The 15789-nt window shown below is 57.5% G+C and carries 16 protein-coding genes; 7 read left to right on the forward strand and 9 right to left on the reverse strand.

Annotation, left to right across the window (positions count from 1 at the left end; all coding sequences use genetic code 11):
- The first annotated feature begins 56 nt into the window (after positions 1-56).
- Positions 57-2090, forward strand: coding sequence for a TRAP transporter permease (locus AC2LD7_RS19105; protein ID WP_484599269.1), 2034 nt, complete (start codon positions 57-59; stop codon positions 2088-2090).
- Positions 2087-2488 carry a DUF1850 domain-containing protein gene (locus tag AC2LD7_RS19110; protein ID WP_484599270.1) on the forward strand — a complete coding sequence of 134 codons (402 nt, stop codon included), beginning with the start codon at positions 2087-2089 and terminating at the stop codon, positions 2486-2488. Before AC2LD7_RS19105 ends, AC2LD7_RS19110 begins: the two co-directional genes overlap by 4 nt.
- Positions 2489-2545: 57 nt before the next feature.
- Here AC2LD7_RS19110 and AC2LD7_RS19115 read toward each other — a convergent pair whose 3' ends face one another.
- From AC2LD7_RS19115 to AC2LD7_RS19130, 4 genes are all read right to left on the reverse strand, one after another.
- Positions 2546-3730 (reverse strand): PepSY-associated TM helix domain-containing protein, encoded by a 1185-nt coding sequence (locus AC2LD7_RS19115; protein ID WP_484599271.1) that lies wholly within the window; start codon positions 3728-3730, stop codon positions 2546-2548.
- A 68-nt stretch (positions 3731-3798) separates the two neighbouring features.
- A complete protein-coding gene (locus AC2LD7_RS19120) occupies positions 3799-6315 on the reverse strand; it encodes a TonB-dependent siderophore receptor (RefSeq protein ID WP_484599272.1) in 2517 nt (838 codons plus the stop codon).
- 100 nt (positions 6316-6415) lie between these two features.
- Positions 6416-7372 (reverse strand): FecR domain-containing protein, encoded by a 957-nt coding sequence (locus AC2LD7_RS19125; protein WP_484599273.1) that lies wholly within the window; start codon positions 7370-7372, stop codon positions 6416-6418.
- Positions 7369-7887 carry a sigma-70 family RNA polymerase sigma factor gene (locus tag AC2LD7_RS19130; RefSeq protein ID WP_484599274.1) on the reverse strand — a complete coding sequence of 173 codons (519 nt, stop codon included), beginning with the start codon at positions 7885-7887 and terminating at the stop codon, positions 7369-7371. The genes AC2LD7_RS19125 and AC2LD7_RS19130 overlap by 4 nt, the downstream gene beginning before the upstream one ends.
- A gap of 154 nt (positions 7888-8041) precedes the next feature.
- Here AC2LD7_RS19130 and AC2LD7_RS19135 point away from each other — a divergent pair, with 154 nt between their 5' ends.
- The gene (locus tag AC2LD7_RS19135) at positions 8042-8566 is read left to right on the forward strand and encodes a DUF3617 domain-containing protein (RefSeq protein ID WP_484599275.1); all 525 of its coding nucleotides are present in this window, start codon (positions 8042-8044) and stop codon (positions 8564-8566) included.
- Positions 8567-8619: 53 nt separating this feature from the next.
- Here the strand turns inward: AC2LD7_RS19135 and AC2LD7_RS19140 are convergent, their stop codons facing one another.
- Complete coding sequence (locus AC2LD7_RS19140; RefSeq protein ID WP_484599276.1) at positions 8620-8973, reverse strand: NADH:ubiquinone oxidoreductase; 354 nt, start codon at positions 8971-8973, stop codon at positions 8620-8622.
- Between the two features lie 91 nt (positions 8974-9064).
- Here AC2LD7_RS19140 and AC2LD7_RS19145 point away from each other — a divergent pair, with 91 nt between their 5' ends.
- Positions 9065-10027 (forward strand): CobW family GTP-binding protein, encoded by a 963-nt coding sequence (locus AC2LD7_RS19145; protein WP_484599277.1) that lies wholly within the window; start codon positions 9065-9067, stop codon positions 10025-10027.
- Between the two features lie 9 nt (positions 10028-10036).
- Here AC2LD7_RS19145 and AC2LD7_RS19150 read toward each other — a convergent pair whose 3' ends face one another.
- The 3 genes from AC2LD7_RS19150 to AC2LD7_RS19160 form a co-directional block, all read right to left on the reverse strand.
- Positions 10037-10411: a DUF3301 domain-containing protein gene (locus AC2LD7_RS19150; protein WP_484599278.1), complete on the reverse strand. Its 375-nt coding sequence runs from the start codon at positions 10409-10411 to the stop codon at positions 10037-10039.
- A gap of 88 nt (positions 10412-10499) precedes the next feature.
- Positions 10500-10907, reverse strand: coding sequence for an SMI1/KNR4 family protein (locus tag AC2LD7_RS19155; protein ID WP_484599279.1), 408 nt, complete (start codon positions 10905-10907; stop codon positions 10500-10502).
- A 703-nt stretch (positions 10908-11610) separates the two neighbouring features.
- On the reverse strand, positions 11611-11862 hold the full coding sequence (locus AC2LD7_RS19160) for a hypothetical protein (RefSeq protein WP_484599280.1): 252 nt from the start codon (positions 11860-11862) through the stop codon (positions 11611-11613).
- A 44-nt stretch (positions 11863-11906) separates the two neighbouring features.
- On the opposite strand from AC2LD7_RS19160, the gene AC2LD7_RS19165 reads away from it, so the two are divergent.
- Complete coding sequence (locus tag AC2LD7_RS19165; protein WP_484599281.1) at positions 11907-12269, forward strand: histone-like nucleoid-structuring protein, MvaT/MvaU family; 363 nt, start codon at positions 11907-11909, stop codon at positions 12267-12269.
- A gap of 180 nt (positions 12270-12449) precedes the next feature.
- Here AC2LD7_RS19165 and AC2LD7_RS19170 read toward each other — a convergent pair whose 3' ends face one another.
- On the reverse strand, positions 12450-13130 hold the full coding sequence (locus AC2LD7_RS19170; RefSeq protein ID WP_484599282.1) for a heavy metal response regulator transcription factor: 681 nt from the start codon (positions 13128-13130) through the stop codon (positions 12450-12452).
- 421 nt (positions 13131-13551) lie between these two features.
- On the opposite strand from AC2LD7_RS19170, the gene AC2LD7_RS19175 reads away from it, so the two are divergent.
- Positions 13552-13761 (forward strand): co-regulatory protein PtrA N-terminal domain-containing protein, encoded by a 210-nt coding sequence (locus tag AC2LD7_RS19175; RefSeq protein ID WP_484599283.1) that lies wholly within the window; start codon positions 13552-13554, stop codon positions 13759-13761.
- 638 nt (positions 13762-14399) lie between these two features.
- Positions 14400-15789 (forward strand): copper resistance system multicopper oxidase (locus tag AC2LD7_RS19180; RefSeq protein ID WP_484599284.1); only part of this gene is annotated, 1390 nt, incomplete at its 3' end.

A 15789-nucleotide genomic window follows, 5' to 3' on the forward strand; every position in this document is an offset into this window, starting at 1 on the left:
CGGCAGGTTTTATTAGCGGCTCTACGCGACCACGCTTTATCAGCTCGAGGCATTTCATGAGCGAATTACAACAAGAACAAGGCCTGGGCGGCAGCCCTGCCGAGTGGCCCAAGGCGCTGTTCTATGTCGCCCTGCTGTTTTCCATTTACCAGATCATCATGGCGGCGTTTCATCCGGTATCGAGTCAGGTATTGCGGGCGGGGCATGTCGGCTTTCTGCTGATGATCGTGTATCTGAGCTTTCCGGCAAAAGGCAACGGCCGCCCCTGGCAGCCCCTGGCGTGGGTGCTCGCGCTGGTCGGCATGGGTACGGCGTTTTACCAGTGGTATTTCGAAGGCGATCTGATCCAGCGTTCCGGGGATCTGACCACGGCCGACTTCGTCGTTGGGGTGGTGCTCATCGTCATGGTCTTCGAGGCCGCGCGCCGTGTGATGGGCATCGCACTGCCGATCATCTGCGCGACGTTCCTCGCCTATGGTCTGCTGGGTGAGTACCTGCCCGGCGATCTGGCGCACCGCGGCTATGGCTTCGACCAGTTGGTCAATCAGCTGGCGTTCGGCACCGAAGGCCTGTACGGCACCCCAACCTACGTGTCCGCCACCTACATCTTCCTGTTCATCCTGTTCGGTGCCTTCCTTGAACAGGCAGGCATGATCAAGCTGTTCACCGATTTCGCCATGGGCCTGTTCGGCCACAAGCTCGGCGGCCCGGCGAAGGTATCGGTGGTGTCGTCAGCCTTGATGGGCACCATCACCGGCTCGGGCGTGGCCAACGTGGTCACCACCGGCCAGTTCACCATCCCGCTGATGAAGCGCTTTGGTTACCGCGCCGCATTTGCCGGTGGCGTCGAGGCGACGGCAAGCATGGGCAGCCAGATGATGCCGCCCGTGATGGGCGCCGTGGCCTTCATCATGGCCGAGACGATCAACGTGCCCTTCGTCGAGGTGGCCAAGGCCGCCCTAATTCCGGCGCTGCTGTACTTCGGCTCGACGTTCTGGATGGTTCACTTGGAAGCCAAGCGCGCCAATCTGCGCGGCCTTCCGAAGGATCAGTGCCCAAGCGCCATGGCAGCCGTAAAAGAGCGCTGGTACCTGCTGATTCCGCTGGTGGTGCTGGTCTGGCTGCTGTTCTCCGGGCGCACACCGATGTTCGCCGGCATCATCGGCCTGTCGCTGACCGCCATCGTGATCCTGGGCTCGGCGATTATTCTGAAGGTCTCCTCGTTCGGCTTGCGAATCGCCTTCTGGATCGCCCTGGGGCTGCTCTGCGCAGGTTTCTTCCAGCTAGGCATCGGCGTGATATTCGGTGTCATCGCGGCACTGGTGGCGGTCTGCTGGTTCATCAAGGGCGGCCGCGAGACGCTGCTGGTGTGCTTGCATGCGCTGGTCGAAGGCGCCCGCCACGCCGTACCGGTGGGCATCGCCTGTGCCTTGGTTGGTGTAATCATCGGCGTGGTTTCACTGACCGGTGTGGCCTCGACCTTTGCCGGCTACATCCTGGCGGTTGGGCAGGACAATCTGTTCCTGTCCCTGATTCTGACGATGCTGACGTGCCTGGTGCTTGGCATGGGCATCCCGACCATCCCCAATTACATCATCACCAGCTCGATCGCCGCGCCCGCCCTACTCGACCTTGGCGTGCCGCTGATCGTTTCACACATGTTCGTCTTCTACTTCGGCATCCTCGCCGATCTCACGCCACCCGTGGCCCTGGCTTGCTTCGCCGCCGCGCCGATTGCCAAGGAGACCGGCCTGAAGATCAGCATGTGGGCCGTGCGGATCGCCATAGCAGGATTCGTGGTGCCGTTCATGGCGGTCTACAACCCGGCGCTGATGCTGCAGGGCGACAGCTTGTGGATGACTGCGTACATGCTGGTCAAGGCCGCGTTCGCCATCGGCCTGTGGGGCATCGCCTCGATCGGTTATCTGAACCGCCCGTTGGCCTGGTGGGAGCGCGTGCTCGGATTTGCCGCGGGTGTGGCGCTGATCATGGCCATGCCAGTGACCGATGAGATTGGCTTCGGCATCGGCGCCCTATTGCTGGCACAGCACATCGTGCGGGCACGTCGTGCCGGGCCGGCACTAGCATGATCGGTCTCTGCCTGGGGCTGGCCGGGGTGGTGTGGGCGCAGGTGCCTACAGCCGACTTCACCCTGGCCTGGACCCACACCATCGAGAAGATTCGCTGGGAAGAGGATTATCGCGTGACGCCAGAGGGGCTGCTCCTTGGCGAAGCGCGGGTCAAGGGTTCCGGTGCCGGGATGGAAATCCCGGATGACGCCGAACTGCGTGACGGTACCTGGCACTACCAGCGCCAGATCCCGCCGTTGCAACCGCTGCTTGTGGGGCGAACCCCCGAAGCAGGGGATTACCAACTGTGTTTCGACCAGCGTTGTCACGCAATGAGCGAATGGCTCGGTCCGCCAAAAGCAGACCAGCCCGCGCTGGAACTCTGGAGCTGCGCCGCGCAAGCGGACGCTTCACGCTGAACAGCGGCCGGTTTTCCGGCCGCCGCAGCCTTTTTCCCGTTCTCCCCTGCCCCTCGATCAACTCGCTTCCAACAGCGCGTCTCGCCTGACGGCCGCGCTCCGCCGTGCCCGTAACTTGCGCCACCAGATCACCACGCCGGTCACCGACAGCACGGCAATCGCCACGCCAAGAAAGGCGATCAGGATCCGCCCCGGCATACCAAGAATCCGGCCGCCATGGATCGCCGGCTGCAGCATGTGGAACTGCTCACCTAACGTGCCCTGCCCCGGTATTTCCTGCCCCAGCAATTGCGTGCCGTCACTGCCATGAAAGAACAGCCAGGCGTTACCCTGGTTGCTGTCGTGGTCACCGAAACCGGCGCCGTAGAAGTTGTACTCGAAGCTGTAATACAGCTCGCCGATGGACTCGCTCAGGCCCAAGTCGGCGGCGTGCTGCATGGCGTAATCGTAGGCTTGGTGAAAGTCGTACTGGGTCACGCCCAGTTGGTCCTTGGGTAGCCTGCCGCGCGCCTCGTAAACACTCGGTTCGACTGGCGAAAACAGCGACACCACCGGCTTGAAAACCTGCTCTGGCAGATTCATCGCAATGCTGCTGACAGCTACGGGAGTGAGCAATAACCATAACCAGAGGCCGCTGGCACGATGCACATCGTGGTTGAGCCGCTGGCGCTTGATCTTCCAGGCCGTCCGCCATTTGCCGAAAAACGGTCGTCCACGAGGAAATGTCAGCAATAACGAGAAGACGCAGTCGAGCGTCCAGAAGATTGCGACGATGCCCATCAACCAAAGTCCCCAATTGCCGGGCAGCGACAGGTTGTAGTGGAACTCCAGCATGAACGGAATGAAGTTTTCGCGGGAGAAGCAGCACTCGCCCCAGTAGCGCGTGCCAACAGCCTCGCCGGTAACCGCGTCGAGATATTGCACGACAGGCTTTTCATCGAAAGGCTTGCCGGTTGCTGGATCGTTGCGCGGCACCAGCGCCATCAGCGCGGCGTGACCCGGCTCGTCCGGAAATTCCATGTACCAGACCTGCATCCGCGGATTGGCCTGCTGGACGCGCTCGACCAGCGTCCCCGGTGCCAGCACCGGGCCTTCACTGGAGGTGTGGTAGAACTCGGGGTTGAGCCACTCGTCCAGCTCGTGATGAAAGGCCAGAATCGCGCCGGTGATGCCGGCGAGAAACAGGAACAGCGCGGTCGCCAGGCCGATGTAACGGTGCAGCAGAACCAGGATGTAACGCATCGTCAATTACCGTTATTTCAGAAAGCACAAAGCCGCCGGCCTTTTGAGCCGGCGGCTGGTTCTCGGGATCAGAATTCGCGACTGATGGTGGCAGTCACGTTTCGCTCGGCGCCGTAGTAGCAATAATTGAGATTTCCGCAGGACGCCACGTAGCTTTCGTTGGTCAGGTTGTTCGCGTTCAGGCGAACCTCGGTTCCCTTCAGGCCCACCTGAGACAAATCGTAACTGAGCGATGCGTCATACAGAGTATAGGAAGGTACGTGGACGGTATTCTCCGCGTCGGCCCAGCTTTCCCCCATGTAACGCACCCCGAAGCCAGCCCCCAGACCAACGAGGCTACCTTCAAGGAAACGGTAATCAACCCAGAGACTGGCCATGTGTTCGGGGGTCTGCGCCGGCGTGTTGCCTTTCACGTTTCGTACGACATTGTCCGCGGCCAGGTTGAAGTAGGGCTTGGTATATTCGACGTCGGTGAACGTATAGCTTCCCAAGAGTCGCAAGCTGTCGGTCAGTTGTACTCGCCCTTCCAGTTCGACGCCCTGAGATTCCACTTCCCCAACCTCCCGGTAGAAATCTTCGCTGGCTAGTTTGGTGGCAATGTTTTCCTGGGTGATGTGAAACAGCGAGGCGGTATAGAGATCGTCGGTACCCGAGGGTTGATATTTCAGACCCAACTCCCACTGCGTCCCTTCCGATGGATCGATTAGGCTGCCGGCGGCGTCGCTGTATGTCGATGGATTGAACGACTCGGAATAGCTGACGTACGGAGCAATACCGTTATCGAATTGATAGAGCACACCCGCTCGACCGGTCAGCTTGCTGTCCTCCAAGGCGTTCTCGGTTCCAGCGGCGCGACTGATGAGGCCTGTGGCTGAATCGTATTCGTCCAATCGGTTAGTTTCCGAAACCTCAAACCAGTCCTTGCGAAGCCCCAGTGAGACGTTCCAGCGGCCTATTTCGATCAGGTCTTGCATGTATGCGCCAGTCTGCTTCTTGCGCCGCAAGTAGCTGTACCGATCGTAGGGTGCGAAATAGGAAATGTCGTCGTTGCCATAGGTAGGCGCAAAGGGATCGATTGTGGTTGGAGTACCGTAGGTCCAATCCACCACGTTCTTGATGCGCTGATAATCCAGACCCATCACCAATGTGTGCATGGCCGAGCCCGTCATGAATTCGGCTTGCACCATGTTATCGATGATCCAAGAATGCAGCGCCTCCTCCGCACCGGTGTACTGACGATACAGTTCATTTGGACTTGGTGTGTAAATGTCGTAACCCCAAGCATAGACCTGCTCTTGGGTATGCTCGGAATCTAGGTAACGGAAGTTTTGCCGCACGCTCCAAACATCATTCAGGCGATGCTGGAATTCATAACCAAGCATTTGCTGGTCGCGTTTGGCCGTATCGAGACTTGGTTCGCCTTCGAAGAAATGGTCGGAAATTCGCTGGCCGTTAGTATGCGGGTACAGCGTGCCGGAAGCCGGTAAGCCTCCGTGGTAGCCACTTTGCGGATCGCTCTGCAGATAGGCATACAAATTCAGCGAAGTATCGTCACTGAAGTTGATCGCGACACTCGGCATCAAGGTATAGCGGGTCTCTTCGACATGATCAAACTGGGTATCGCTGTCCTTGGCGAGACCGACGAGGCGGTAAGCGATGTTGTCGTTAAGCGGTCCGGTGAAGTCGAAACCCATACTTTTGTAGTCGCTACTTCCGACCGCAAACTCTACCGAGCGACGCGCTTCGAACTGGGGGCGCTTGCTCGTCAACGCGACCAAGCCACCGGGGTTACTACGTCCATAAAGAACCGAGGATGGCCCTTTTAAAACGTCGATGCGCTCGATGAAATAAGGGTCCACCTGTAGGCTGCTGTAAGTACCCGCGTCGCTCATGGATTTAAGGCCGTCGACAATGATGTTGTCCACCGAGCCGTCGTTGAATCCACGCATGGCAACGTAGTCGTAGCGTCTTGTCGCGCCGTAGGGATTGGTCACCACGCCGGGAACATAGCGAATCGCTTCGGAAACGGTTTGCGAACCCTGATCAGCTATTTGCTGCCGAGTCACCACCGAAACACTTTGCGAGGTACGCACCAATGGCATGCTGGTTTTCGTCGCCACGCTGCTATGCGTAGCGTTGTAGCCTTCCATTTCGCCCAAGGCGTTACCCAGCGCAAAGCCCTCGACCACCATCGGTTTCAATTCGACGGTTCCAGCCTGCTCCGGGCGCGGCGCCAGCGAGTAGGTGCCGCGCTCGTCACGAATCGCCTGAAAGCCGCTGCCCTGCAGCAGCGCCGCGAAGCCTTCCTCGACGCCGTACTGGCCTTGCAGGCCGTTCGATTGCTGCCCTTCGGTCAGGCGGCCGTCTACCGATAACATGACGCCCGCCTCACCGGCAAAACGACTAAGGGCACTGGACAACGGACCGGCCGGAATGTCGTAACCGCGCACAGCCTGTTGGCTGGCCGATTGCGCCAACGCCACAGGCGAAGTGGCTAGCGCTGCCAAGGGCAAGCAAAACATGGCGGCGCGAACGGCCTGGGTAAGCGTGCTGGAACGGCGAAGCGGCAGGGCAATGGAGCGCATGAGTCATCCTTTTTTGCGAAGGCAAAATCGTGATCGTTGCCGTTATGCCCAGCGAGATCGCAAAAGGGGAACTGCAGATGAGAAGTTTTTACATTTGCAATCAGACGGTCTCTTGTTGCAGCGGCTCGAGGCTGACCCACCAAGGCAAACGCCGGTCGATGCGCAGCGATAGCGTGCTAGCTAGCGCTTCGAGAATCCGATCGGTATCGGCTAACGGATAGGCCCCCACCACACGCAGACCCGCAATATGTGGATCACACCCGAGGTAGCCCTGGCGGTAGCGTGACAGTTCAGCGACGAACTCGTCCAAACGCAGGTTATCGGCCAGCAGCACGCCGCTGCTCCATGCCTGGCGCCCCGCCTGAACGGGACGATCGGGCTCGATATGGCGGTCGCTGAAGACAACCTGCTGGCCGTGCATTACGGTGCGCGAACGGCTCTGCTCAATCAGTTGGATCTCCACAGCTCCGCCGAACACGCTGAGCTGCGTGCTGCCATTACGCTGAAGCACCGAAAATCTGCTCGCATCCCGCGCCTGCACGCGACCTTCGGCAGTGCGCAACACTAAAGAGCGTTGATCGCCAGGCGTTTGCACCAGCAATTCGCCTCGGTACAGCGACACCGTTCGGATTTGATCTGCGTAGGCGATATCCACTGCGCTGTCGGTGTTCAGCCACAGCTGCGTACCATCCTCCAGACGCCAATCACGTACTTCACCGATCGCCGTGCGTTGATCCGCCGCCCAACTGCGCCAGGGCGCCGCGCCGCAAGCCAGCGCCAGAGCGCCACCGCCACACAGAACGGAAAGGGTTTTCAATGCCTGACGCCGACTGGGCTGGCGGCGCTCCAATAACGCAGTCGCCATAGGACTGAAGGGGTCACCAGCCAATGGTTCGAAACGTCCACTGATCTGCTCCACCCGCTGCCAAGCCCGTGCATGTTCGGGAACAGCGAGCCAGTCATGCCACGCCTGACGGTCCGCTTCGCTCACGACCTCCGATCGCATCACGGCGAACCACTGCGCCGCGGCCTGCAACACAGTGTAATCGAGGCTCATGCTTCACCTTCGATCAGCGTCAGGCAGTGCAACATGGCCTGCGCCATGTATTTCTTGATCATTCGCTCGGACACGTCGAGCTCGGCGGCGATAGCCGCGTAGGTCATGCCGTGGAGCTGCGAAAGCAGAAAAGCGCGGCGTACCTTCTGTGGCAACCGCGTCAGCATCGCATCGACCTGCAACAGGGTTTCGATGACCAACGCCTGGGCTTCCGGCGAAGGCACTACGGCTTCCGGCTGAAGCGCTAGCGCGTCCAGGTAGGCCTGTTCGATTTGCCGGCGTCGCCAATGATTGATCAACAGACCCCGGGCGATGGTATGCAGGTACGCACGTGGCTCGCGGATCACTTCCAGAGCCTGATCCTTCATCAGCACGCGGACGAAAGTGTCCTGCGCCAGGTCGGCGGCCTTCTGGCTGCAGCCAAGCTGACGGCGCAGCCAACCGTTCAGCCAGCCCTGATGATCGACATAAAGCCGATGCACCAGTTGTTGCCGGACCAGCCCCTGGGTCGCCATGGTTGTTGCCCTTCGCCGTCGAGACGCTAATGATAACGCTTCTCAACATCGCAAATCTATGGCCACTGCATCGTATGCGGTGAGTTTTACGGCACGCATCGTTCTTTTTCCGTAGCTCGACTAGGCTCAGCTGAAACCGTTTTCGGAGACCAATATGAACTACATCGCTCAGCTGACCGTTGCCGCATTGCTCTTCAGCGTACCGCCAACCCAGGCTGCGGAAATGCTGCCCGGCCTGTGGGAATTTTCTAGCGAGGATATCGAAGTGGACGGTATGCAGATGCCGGGTGTGGCGGAGATGGTCGAACAGATGAATAACCTGTCAGGGGATCAGCGAAAGATGATGGAGGACATGCTCGCTGCGCAGGGCGTCGAGCTGGCTTCCGGCGGCGTGCGGATGTGTCTGAGCGAGGCACAGGTGAAGTCCCGTGAGCTACCGTTTCAAGACGAGCATGGATGTACTCAGGAAATCACCGAGCAGACCGACAGTCTATGGAAGTTCAGTTTCGAATGCCCGGACGCCACGGGACAGGGCGAAACCCGGCTAATCAGCGAGCGCGAAGTAACCAGCGTCATCGAAAGTGATTACCGGGTCGGTAATCAGCAGGGCAACAGTCGCATGCAATCACACGGGAAATGGTTGAGCGAGGATTGCGGGACGCTCAAGCCGAAAAGCTAGCGAATTGCGGAGGTTTCACGTGGAACCCCACATCTCGGGCCTAAAGAGACCTCTTATTCGGTCACCCACTCGCCAGTGCTGGTTTGTTCGCAGGCCGGCTGGAGAAAGCGCGCATCGCTGGCGATGCCGTAATAATGAATGTCTTGCCGGTAGGGCATGTTCGACACTCGGGCGTTGCGGCAAATGCCAAAGGCGCCGCCGGGGCACTGTTCGACAAAAGTTACTTCTACCTTCTGGTTCTTGAGTTCGGGCTGGCAGAAGCCGGAACGAAACAGTTCGGCCGGAATCGTGCGGTTCTGCTGGCAAAGCTTCACCTCGATTCGATCATCTTGACTATGAACGATACAGCCCTCGGCCAGTGCCTGCCCGGCAACCCCCAGCAACAATAGGAAACACACAGAACGCATCAAACCTGGCCCTCTCGGTTAACCGTCGCGACTCTAGCATGCGCCCCCGAAATCGCTTTCATCCGATCCGCCGAATGCGCACCATAGCGACATGCTGACTCATATTCCTACCCACCTGATCACCGGACCGCTTGGTGCCGGCAAGACCAGCCTGATCCGTTCATTGCTGGCGCAGAAACCGGCGAATGAGCGATGGGCGGTTCTGATCAATGAGTTCGGTCAAATCGGCCTTGATGCTGCGCTGCTTAGCACAGATGAAGACGGCGTTAGCCTCGCCGAAGTCGCCGGTGGCTGCTTGTGCTGCGTCAATGGCGTGCCGTTTCAGGTCGGCCTAAATCGGTTGCTACGTAAGGCCAAGCCCGATCGGCTATTGATCGAGCCCTCCGGTCTTGGCCACCCGACCGAGCTGCTTGCGCAACTCGGCGCGCCGCCATGGCAAGAAGTACTGGCGTTGCAACCTTGCGTCGCGGTACTCGACGCACCAGCGCTGGCGCGTAACGAAAAACTGCCTCCCAGCCAGCAGCAAGCGCTGCATCAGTGTGGGTTGTTATTACTGAACAAGAGCGAAAATCTGAATCAAGCGGATCGTCAACGCATCATTGAGCAGTTGCCATCGTTGCCGTTGCGCTGGACACATCAAAGCCATCTGCCGATTGCTGAACTGCCCGGAATCGATCAGCGAGCCGGGTTACCCGCCGCGTTAGCGCCATCGCTCGCCTCCGCTGCGGTTCTGGGTGATGCATGGCTTGATCCGCGACAACCCTTCTGCCAGAGCCAGGGAAACGGTGACGGCTGGAGCATCGGCTGGCGTTGGCATCCGACTCAACGTTTCGATCTGCAGCGCGTCACGCAATGGCTCGGCGGGCTGGGCTGGCGGCGGGCCAAGTTGGTGCTACACAGCCCAGAAGGATGGCGCTCGGCCAATGCCCTGGCGGGGGAGCCGATCGTCTTCGCGGTCAGCGAATGGCGAAAGGATTCGCGGCTCGAATTGATCTTCAGCGAGCCGCAGGATCAACAGCTTTTGAAGACAGCCATGGTTGCCTGTCGTCTGTAGCTCAACGACTCAATCACCGCGTCGCCGCCAGTCGTTCATCTGAATGACCTGCCCCGAATCCGGCCGCGCATGAAACGGGTGCGCATCCATTTCGATCGGCCCAGGACGGGCACCGAACATGATGATGCTGCCTTGGTGCCGCTGTTCGCCCGTCACCGTGAATTCGAAGCCATACACCCGCGCGAAGCGGCGCTGACCGCGTGCATCGTGAATCAGCCCCAGCCGACGAAACGCGACGTTGCCGTCCAACAGCTCGACGTCCATCTTCTTGCAATGCTGTCGCACCGCTGCCAGTGCGCGCTCGCGTATCCCATGGGAATGCCAGAGCCAGGCGCCCGCAGTGATCAGCAAGAGAAAGATGAATAGGTTGCCAAGCGTCACCATAAGCTGGGCAACCCAACCCGGTGGCCCGCGGATGCACGCGCGCGCCGTGCGTCGAGTAAAGGCGCATTAACGACCGTAGCCAAGCCGCTCAACTTTCCAACCAGACGTCACGGGCCCAATGCCAGACCGTCTCCCAGCTCTCATCGGTGAGTTCATGCTCGTCGCCATCGAACAGCATGACTTCACCTTCCAGGTCCACGACGTAGTAATCAGGGCCATCCTGGCAAATCGGAAGCAGATCGCGCGATACGCCGGCATCCCAGGCATTTGCCGCCACTTCCGGCAAATAGGTATGCGACTGCGGGTCGACGGCGGTCACCGGCTCGAGCCGGCCATACACGACGTCGCTGACCAGCAGCAGGAATTCGCGCAGGCCGTAGGGCAAGTTGATCAGCAACTCTTCCTCGATCTCGACCAGACGGTCATCGTCCGGCAGCTCCAACGGAACCGGCACCGGCTCATTGAGTTCACGCAGCTGCTCGATCACCTCTTCCATGACAGTCCCCCTTCTACAGTCGCCAGAAAGCGCCGTTATACAAGCCCTCGCGTTGGCTAGCTAGGGCCAGTCGTACCAATGCTATGAAGACAGCGAAAAGCCAGCGCCCGTTACCGGTAAAAGCCTGAGGTCACTTCTCTTCGTCTTCTCTCTGGTGGCTTACAAATAATTATGACAATTTCAGAGCCAAGAATCAGGGGCTACGGCCGCTTTGAAGTCAGCATTCAGATAGTAATATTTTGACAATCAGCATGGTGAGAATGGATTCGGACAGTGAATTTTCGCCAAAATATTTTGACAATTTTCAGCGCTCCAAACAATGTGTTTGGAGCGGCTAGCGATATCTTTCACGGCAGAGCGAAGCTCTCATAGCAAGGCATGTGACACGAGATCCGGCTGCCACCACTTCTGAGGGCATCGACTGCGACGATCAGCGCGCAAGGCGTCCGACCGGCTCCAATTCCTTTCCGATTCGCAGCGCTATGGTGAGAAACCTTCCCCCCGGCTGCAGACCTCTCTTGAAGTAGTTCCCGCGCTTCTGCTCTAAGCTTGCTTTCACGGACCACTTGAATATTTAGCCTTCCGCTGCCCCTTCAGCGTGTCTCCTCACGTTTGACATTGGCGGTTGTGCCCTTAATTTGTCTATTAATGCTTCACGACATAGCCTGAGTTGATGGAGACACGACCAACTCCAAGCCTTGCTTTAAGACGCCGATGTGGCGATGATCCGGATCACTGGAAGGCGTTTGGCAACAATAGATCTGTTAATCCACGGGTCTTCGCTGTACAGATACAGACCCACAGCCATGGCGATTTCTTGATCAATTGATAGCTTGGGCTTCGCCCTGCGCATCGCCCTGCGAACCGTCATCTTTCTTACGCCAGCTTCAAGCTGCGTAAATATCGCATCACACTTCGTCTTGCCATGCTTGGAGATGAACTTATTGATGCCCATATGGGCATCAATGCTCTATTAACTAACCTTACAGGTAATGATAAATGTCCCGCCTTGCAGAGTACCGTAAACTAGAAGTGCAATTGAAGGCTCAAATGGCCGAACTTGAGGCCATGAGAAACGACAAGAGCCTTAAAAAAGATATGGAATTTGAAGATAAGCTTCGCTCGCTGATGGGGGAGTACAACATTGCTCTACCTAGCTTGATCAACATTCTCGACCCGCAGTTAGGGACTCGTCGCGCTCCGGTTCAGCAAGGCCAGACGCCGCGCCGTACCCGTCAGGTCAAGACATACAAGAACCCTCACAGCGGTGAAGTAGTTGAGACCAAAGGTGGTAATCACAAGGTCTTGAAGAGTTGGAAGGCAGAATACGGCGCGGATGAGGTCGAAGGCTGGATCCAGTGATTAGCGGCTTTAAATAAGAGAGGCCTAAATAGGGCCTCTTAGATTTTAGGCATGAATATGCATTAGCCGAGCCGCCAATACTTTCGATCCGAGCAGCATCAGGGCAGCGTGCGACAGGTAATCAGAGGATGGTCCGCTAGGTATAGCGACCATATCGACGACTACCGAACACCATGCTCTTCAAGAGTCTGGTACGTCGATCAGATAGCCCATTCCACGAGCAGTTTGTATCAGCTTCGGCTCGAACTCATCATCAATTTTTGCTCTCAACCGTCGTACTGCCACCTCGATCACGTTGGTATCGCTGTCGAAGTTCATGTCCCATACCTGGGAGGCGATAAGTGATTTGGAGAGGACTTCCCCGCGCCGCCTAAGCAATAGCTCAAGAAGTGCGAATTCCTTGGCGGTTAGGTCTATGCGTTTCCCCGAGCGCACCACCCGGCGCCTCAGCAGGTCCACCTCTAGGTCCAGGAGCTTGAGTATTGTTTGGTTGGGGGCATGGTTGCCGCGGCGAAGCAACGTACGGATCCTGGCTAGCAATTCGGAAAATGCAAACGGCTTGATGAGGTAATCGTCTGCGCCTAGCTCCAGTCCCTTGACTCGATCCTGGACCCCATCTCTCGCGGTGAGAAAAAGCACGGGAACCTCGTTGCCGGCAGCGCGAACCTTCTGCAGCACCTGCCATCCATCAAGGCCAGGCATCATTACATCTAAGATGAGCAGGTCGTAAGCCTCGTTAAGCGCATGCTGAGCAGCATCGGTCCCATTCAGAACCCGATCGACAGTGAAGCCCGCCTCAGTGAGCCCCTGCTGTAGGTAGGTGCCCGTTTTCGGCTCATCTTCAGCAACAAGAAGCTTCATTGAAAGTACTCCGCCTGCATTGAGATAACAGTGTGCCGACTGTGAGGCCGTGCGGCCAGTACCTTACAGAATCGTAATGTCCGCATCATCTGTCTGACAGCTTGCAACGTTAACGTCTACGCAGCAGTTGCTCCCTACACTCTGCTTTTTGGCATTCCATGCTCCTTTGGCCTATCGGCGCCTAGATGGCGCCTTTTTTTTGCCGGATGGAAACAAGACCTATTATTGCCAGAATGAAAAGGCGCCATACACGCAACCTGCGCTTTCGCTTGTGTTCACTGCTTGGTCTGCATTACTGACGAAACCGTAATGTCTAAATCAGGATTCTGACAGGAACGCTCGGTTAGCTTAGACACAAGCCCAAGCCTCTGTTTATGGAGCTGCGCTGGGTCTTCCGTGTCTTCGAACGAGGTAACAAGTAATGAAATTTTTCAGATCCCTTTCTGTACTGCTCGCCATCGCAGCAAGCTCTTCCTATGCAATGGCAGAAGGTGGTGGCGATCGTACCTTTGCTCGTATGGAGCAGGCTCGCCAAGTAGCGATCGCTAGTTATCAGGCTGACCAGAAGGACCAAGCCCAAGAGGTAGCCTCAAAGGCAACTTCAGCGAAGCACGCTCACGCTAATTGCTGAAGCGAAACCTTACGCAAATGTGGCCACGCGGCTCTCTGAACTGTGGCAGCTTCTACGAATGTTGTAGCTGCCACAGTGTTGGCACCGCAACATTAGTTGGAACCGACGAAGCCGATATTAGCTACTTCGAACCTTGGCTCGTAAAAACGACCCAGCATCCCCGCACCGAGCGGATGAACCTTATATTGGCTAGTTAAAATACGATCATCTTCAATGGCTGAGATTGATAATTATCGAATCTCCTACCTTTGTTCGGTTAATCGACGCCTTCTACATTGCCCGCACAGCCTGAAAAAACGCGCTGAAAAGGGTGAAGGAGCATCAAAGAACCCTAGAAAACCGCTCGTTTATGTCGGGATGTGACGTTTAGATCACATCCTTTTAAACGGTTCTTATCAAGCCTGCGACTTAAATAAAACCAGTTAAAGTGACCGGAAACATGCTCGCAGACGCTTTCTGGTGCGCATTAAGCTTACAAAAATGTAATCACGCCTCTTCCTCAGGTATGCCATCTTTACGATAAAGGCGAGTCGCTTGATAAGACAGACCGCGCGAGCTTCTAAGATCAATTAACGCTGGCAACATCAACCCTTAGGGCTGGTTTCAGCTTGGCTCCTTAGCTTGATTGGAACGTACACATGCAACGTAAAACCTCTAGGCGAACCTTTGTTAAAGGCTTGACCGCCGCGGGCCTCCTTGGCGGTCTTGGCTTGTGGAGAGCCCCAGTTTGGGCAGTGAATAGCCCCGGCCAGCCCAGCGTACTAACCGGCACAGAGTTCGATCTACTGATTGGAGAGACGCCGGTTAACATCACCGGCGCGGCCCGGACGGCGATGACCATCAACGGGACTATTCCAGGGCCGCTTCTACGTTGGCGTGAAGGGGATACCGTCACGCTGCGAGTCAGAAATCGGCTGAGCGAAGATACATCGATTCACTGGCATGGCATGATTTTGCCGGCCAACATGGATGGGGTGCCCGGATTGAGCTTCCAGGGCATTGCTCCCGATGGCATGTATGTATACAAGTTTCAGGTTAAACAGAACGGAACTTATTGGTACCACAGTCATTCGGGGCTGCAGGAGCAGGCAGGCGTCTACGGCCCATTGGTCATCGATGCTAAGGATCCCGAACCGTTCAGCTATGACCGCGACTACGTGGTGATGTTGACTGATTGGACCGACGAGGATCCCGCCCGTGTTCTAGCCAAGCTCAAGAAGCAGTCCGATTACTACAACTTCCACAAGCGCACCGTCGGAGACTTTATCAACGACGTGAGCGAAGACGGCTGGGCCGCAACGATCGCAAATCGGAAGATGTGGGCTCAGATGAAGATGAGCCCCACCGACCTCGCCGACGTAAGTGGCTACACCTATACCTACTTAATGAACGGCCAAGCACCCGACGGGAACTGGACCGGTATCTTTAAGCCCGGCGAGAAGCTTCGTCTGCGGTTCATTAACGGCTCGGCCATGAGCTATTTCGATGTCCGCATTCCAGGGTTGAAGATGACCGTAGTCGCAGCCGACGGCCAATACGTCAACCCCGTTAGCGTCGACGAATTCCGCATTGCCGTGGCAGAGACGTACGATGTGATTGTCGAGCCTGCAACCGAGGAGGCTTACACGATCTTCGCCCAATCGATGGACCGCACAGGGTACGCCCGTGGCACGCTAGCGGTTGCCGAAGGGCTGAGCGCTCCTGTTCCAGAAACCGATCCTCGACCGCTAATCACCATGGACGACATGGGGATGGATCACGGCAGTATGGGCGGGATGGCGGGCATGGACCATGGCGGCGGCATGCAGGGCGACATGGGTGCGATGGACCATAGCAACATGTCCGGTATGAACCACGGTGACATGCAGGGAATGGGCGGCATGGGCGCAATGTCCGGAATGGATCACAGCAAAATGGCTGGGATGTCAGGGATGGACCACTCTGGGATGGCGGGGATGAGCACAGGTATGCAATCGCACCCGCCCTCAGAGTCCAATAACCCACTGGTGGATATGCAGACCATGAGCC

Source organism: Stutzerimonas sp. (genome assembly GCF_982611455.1).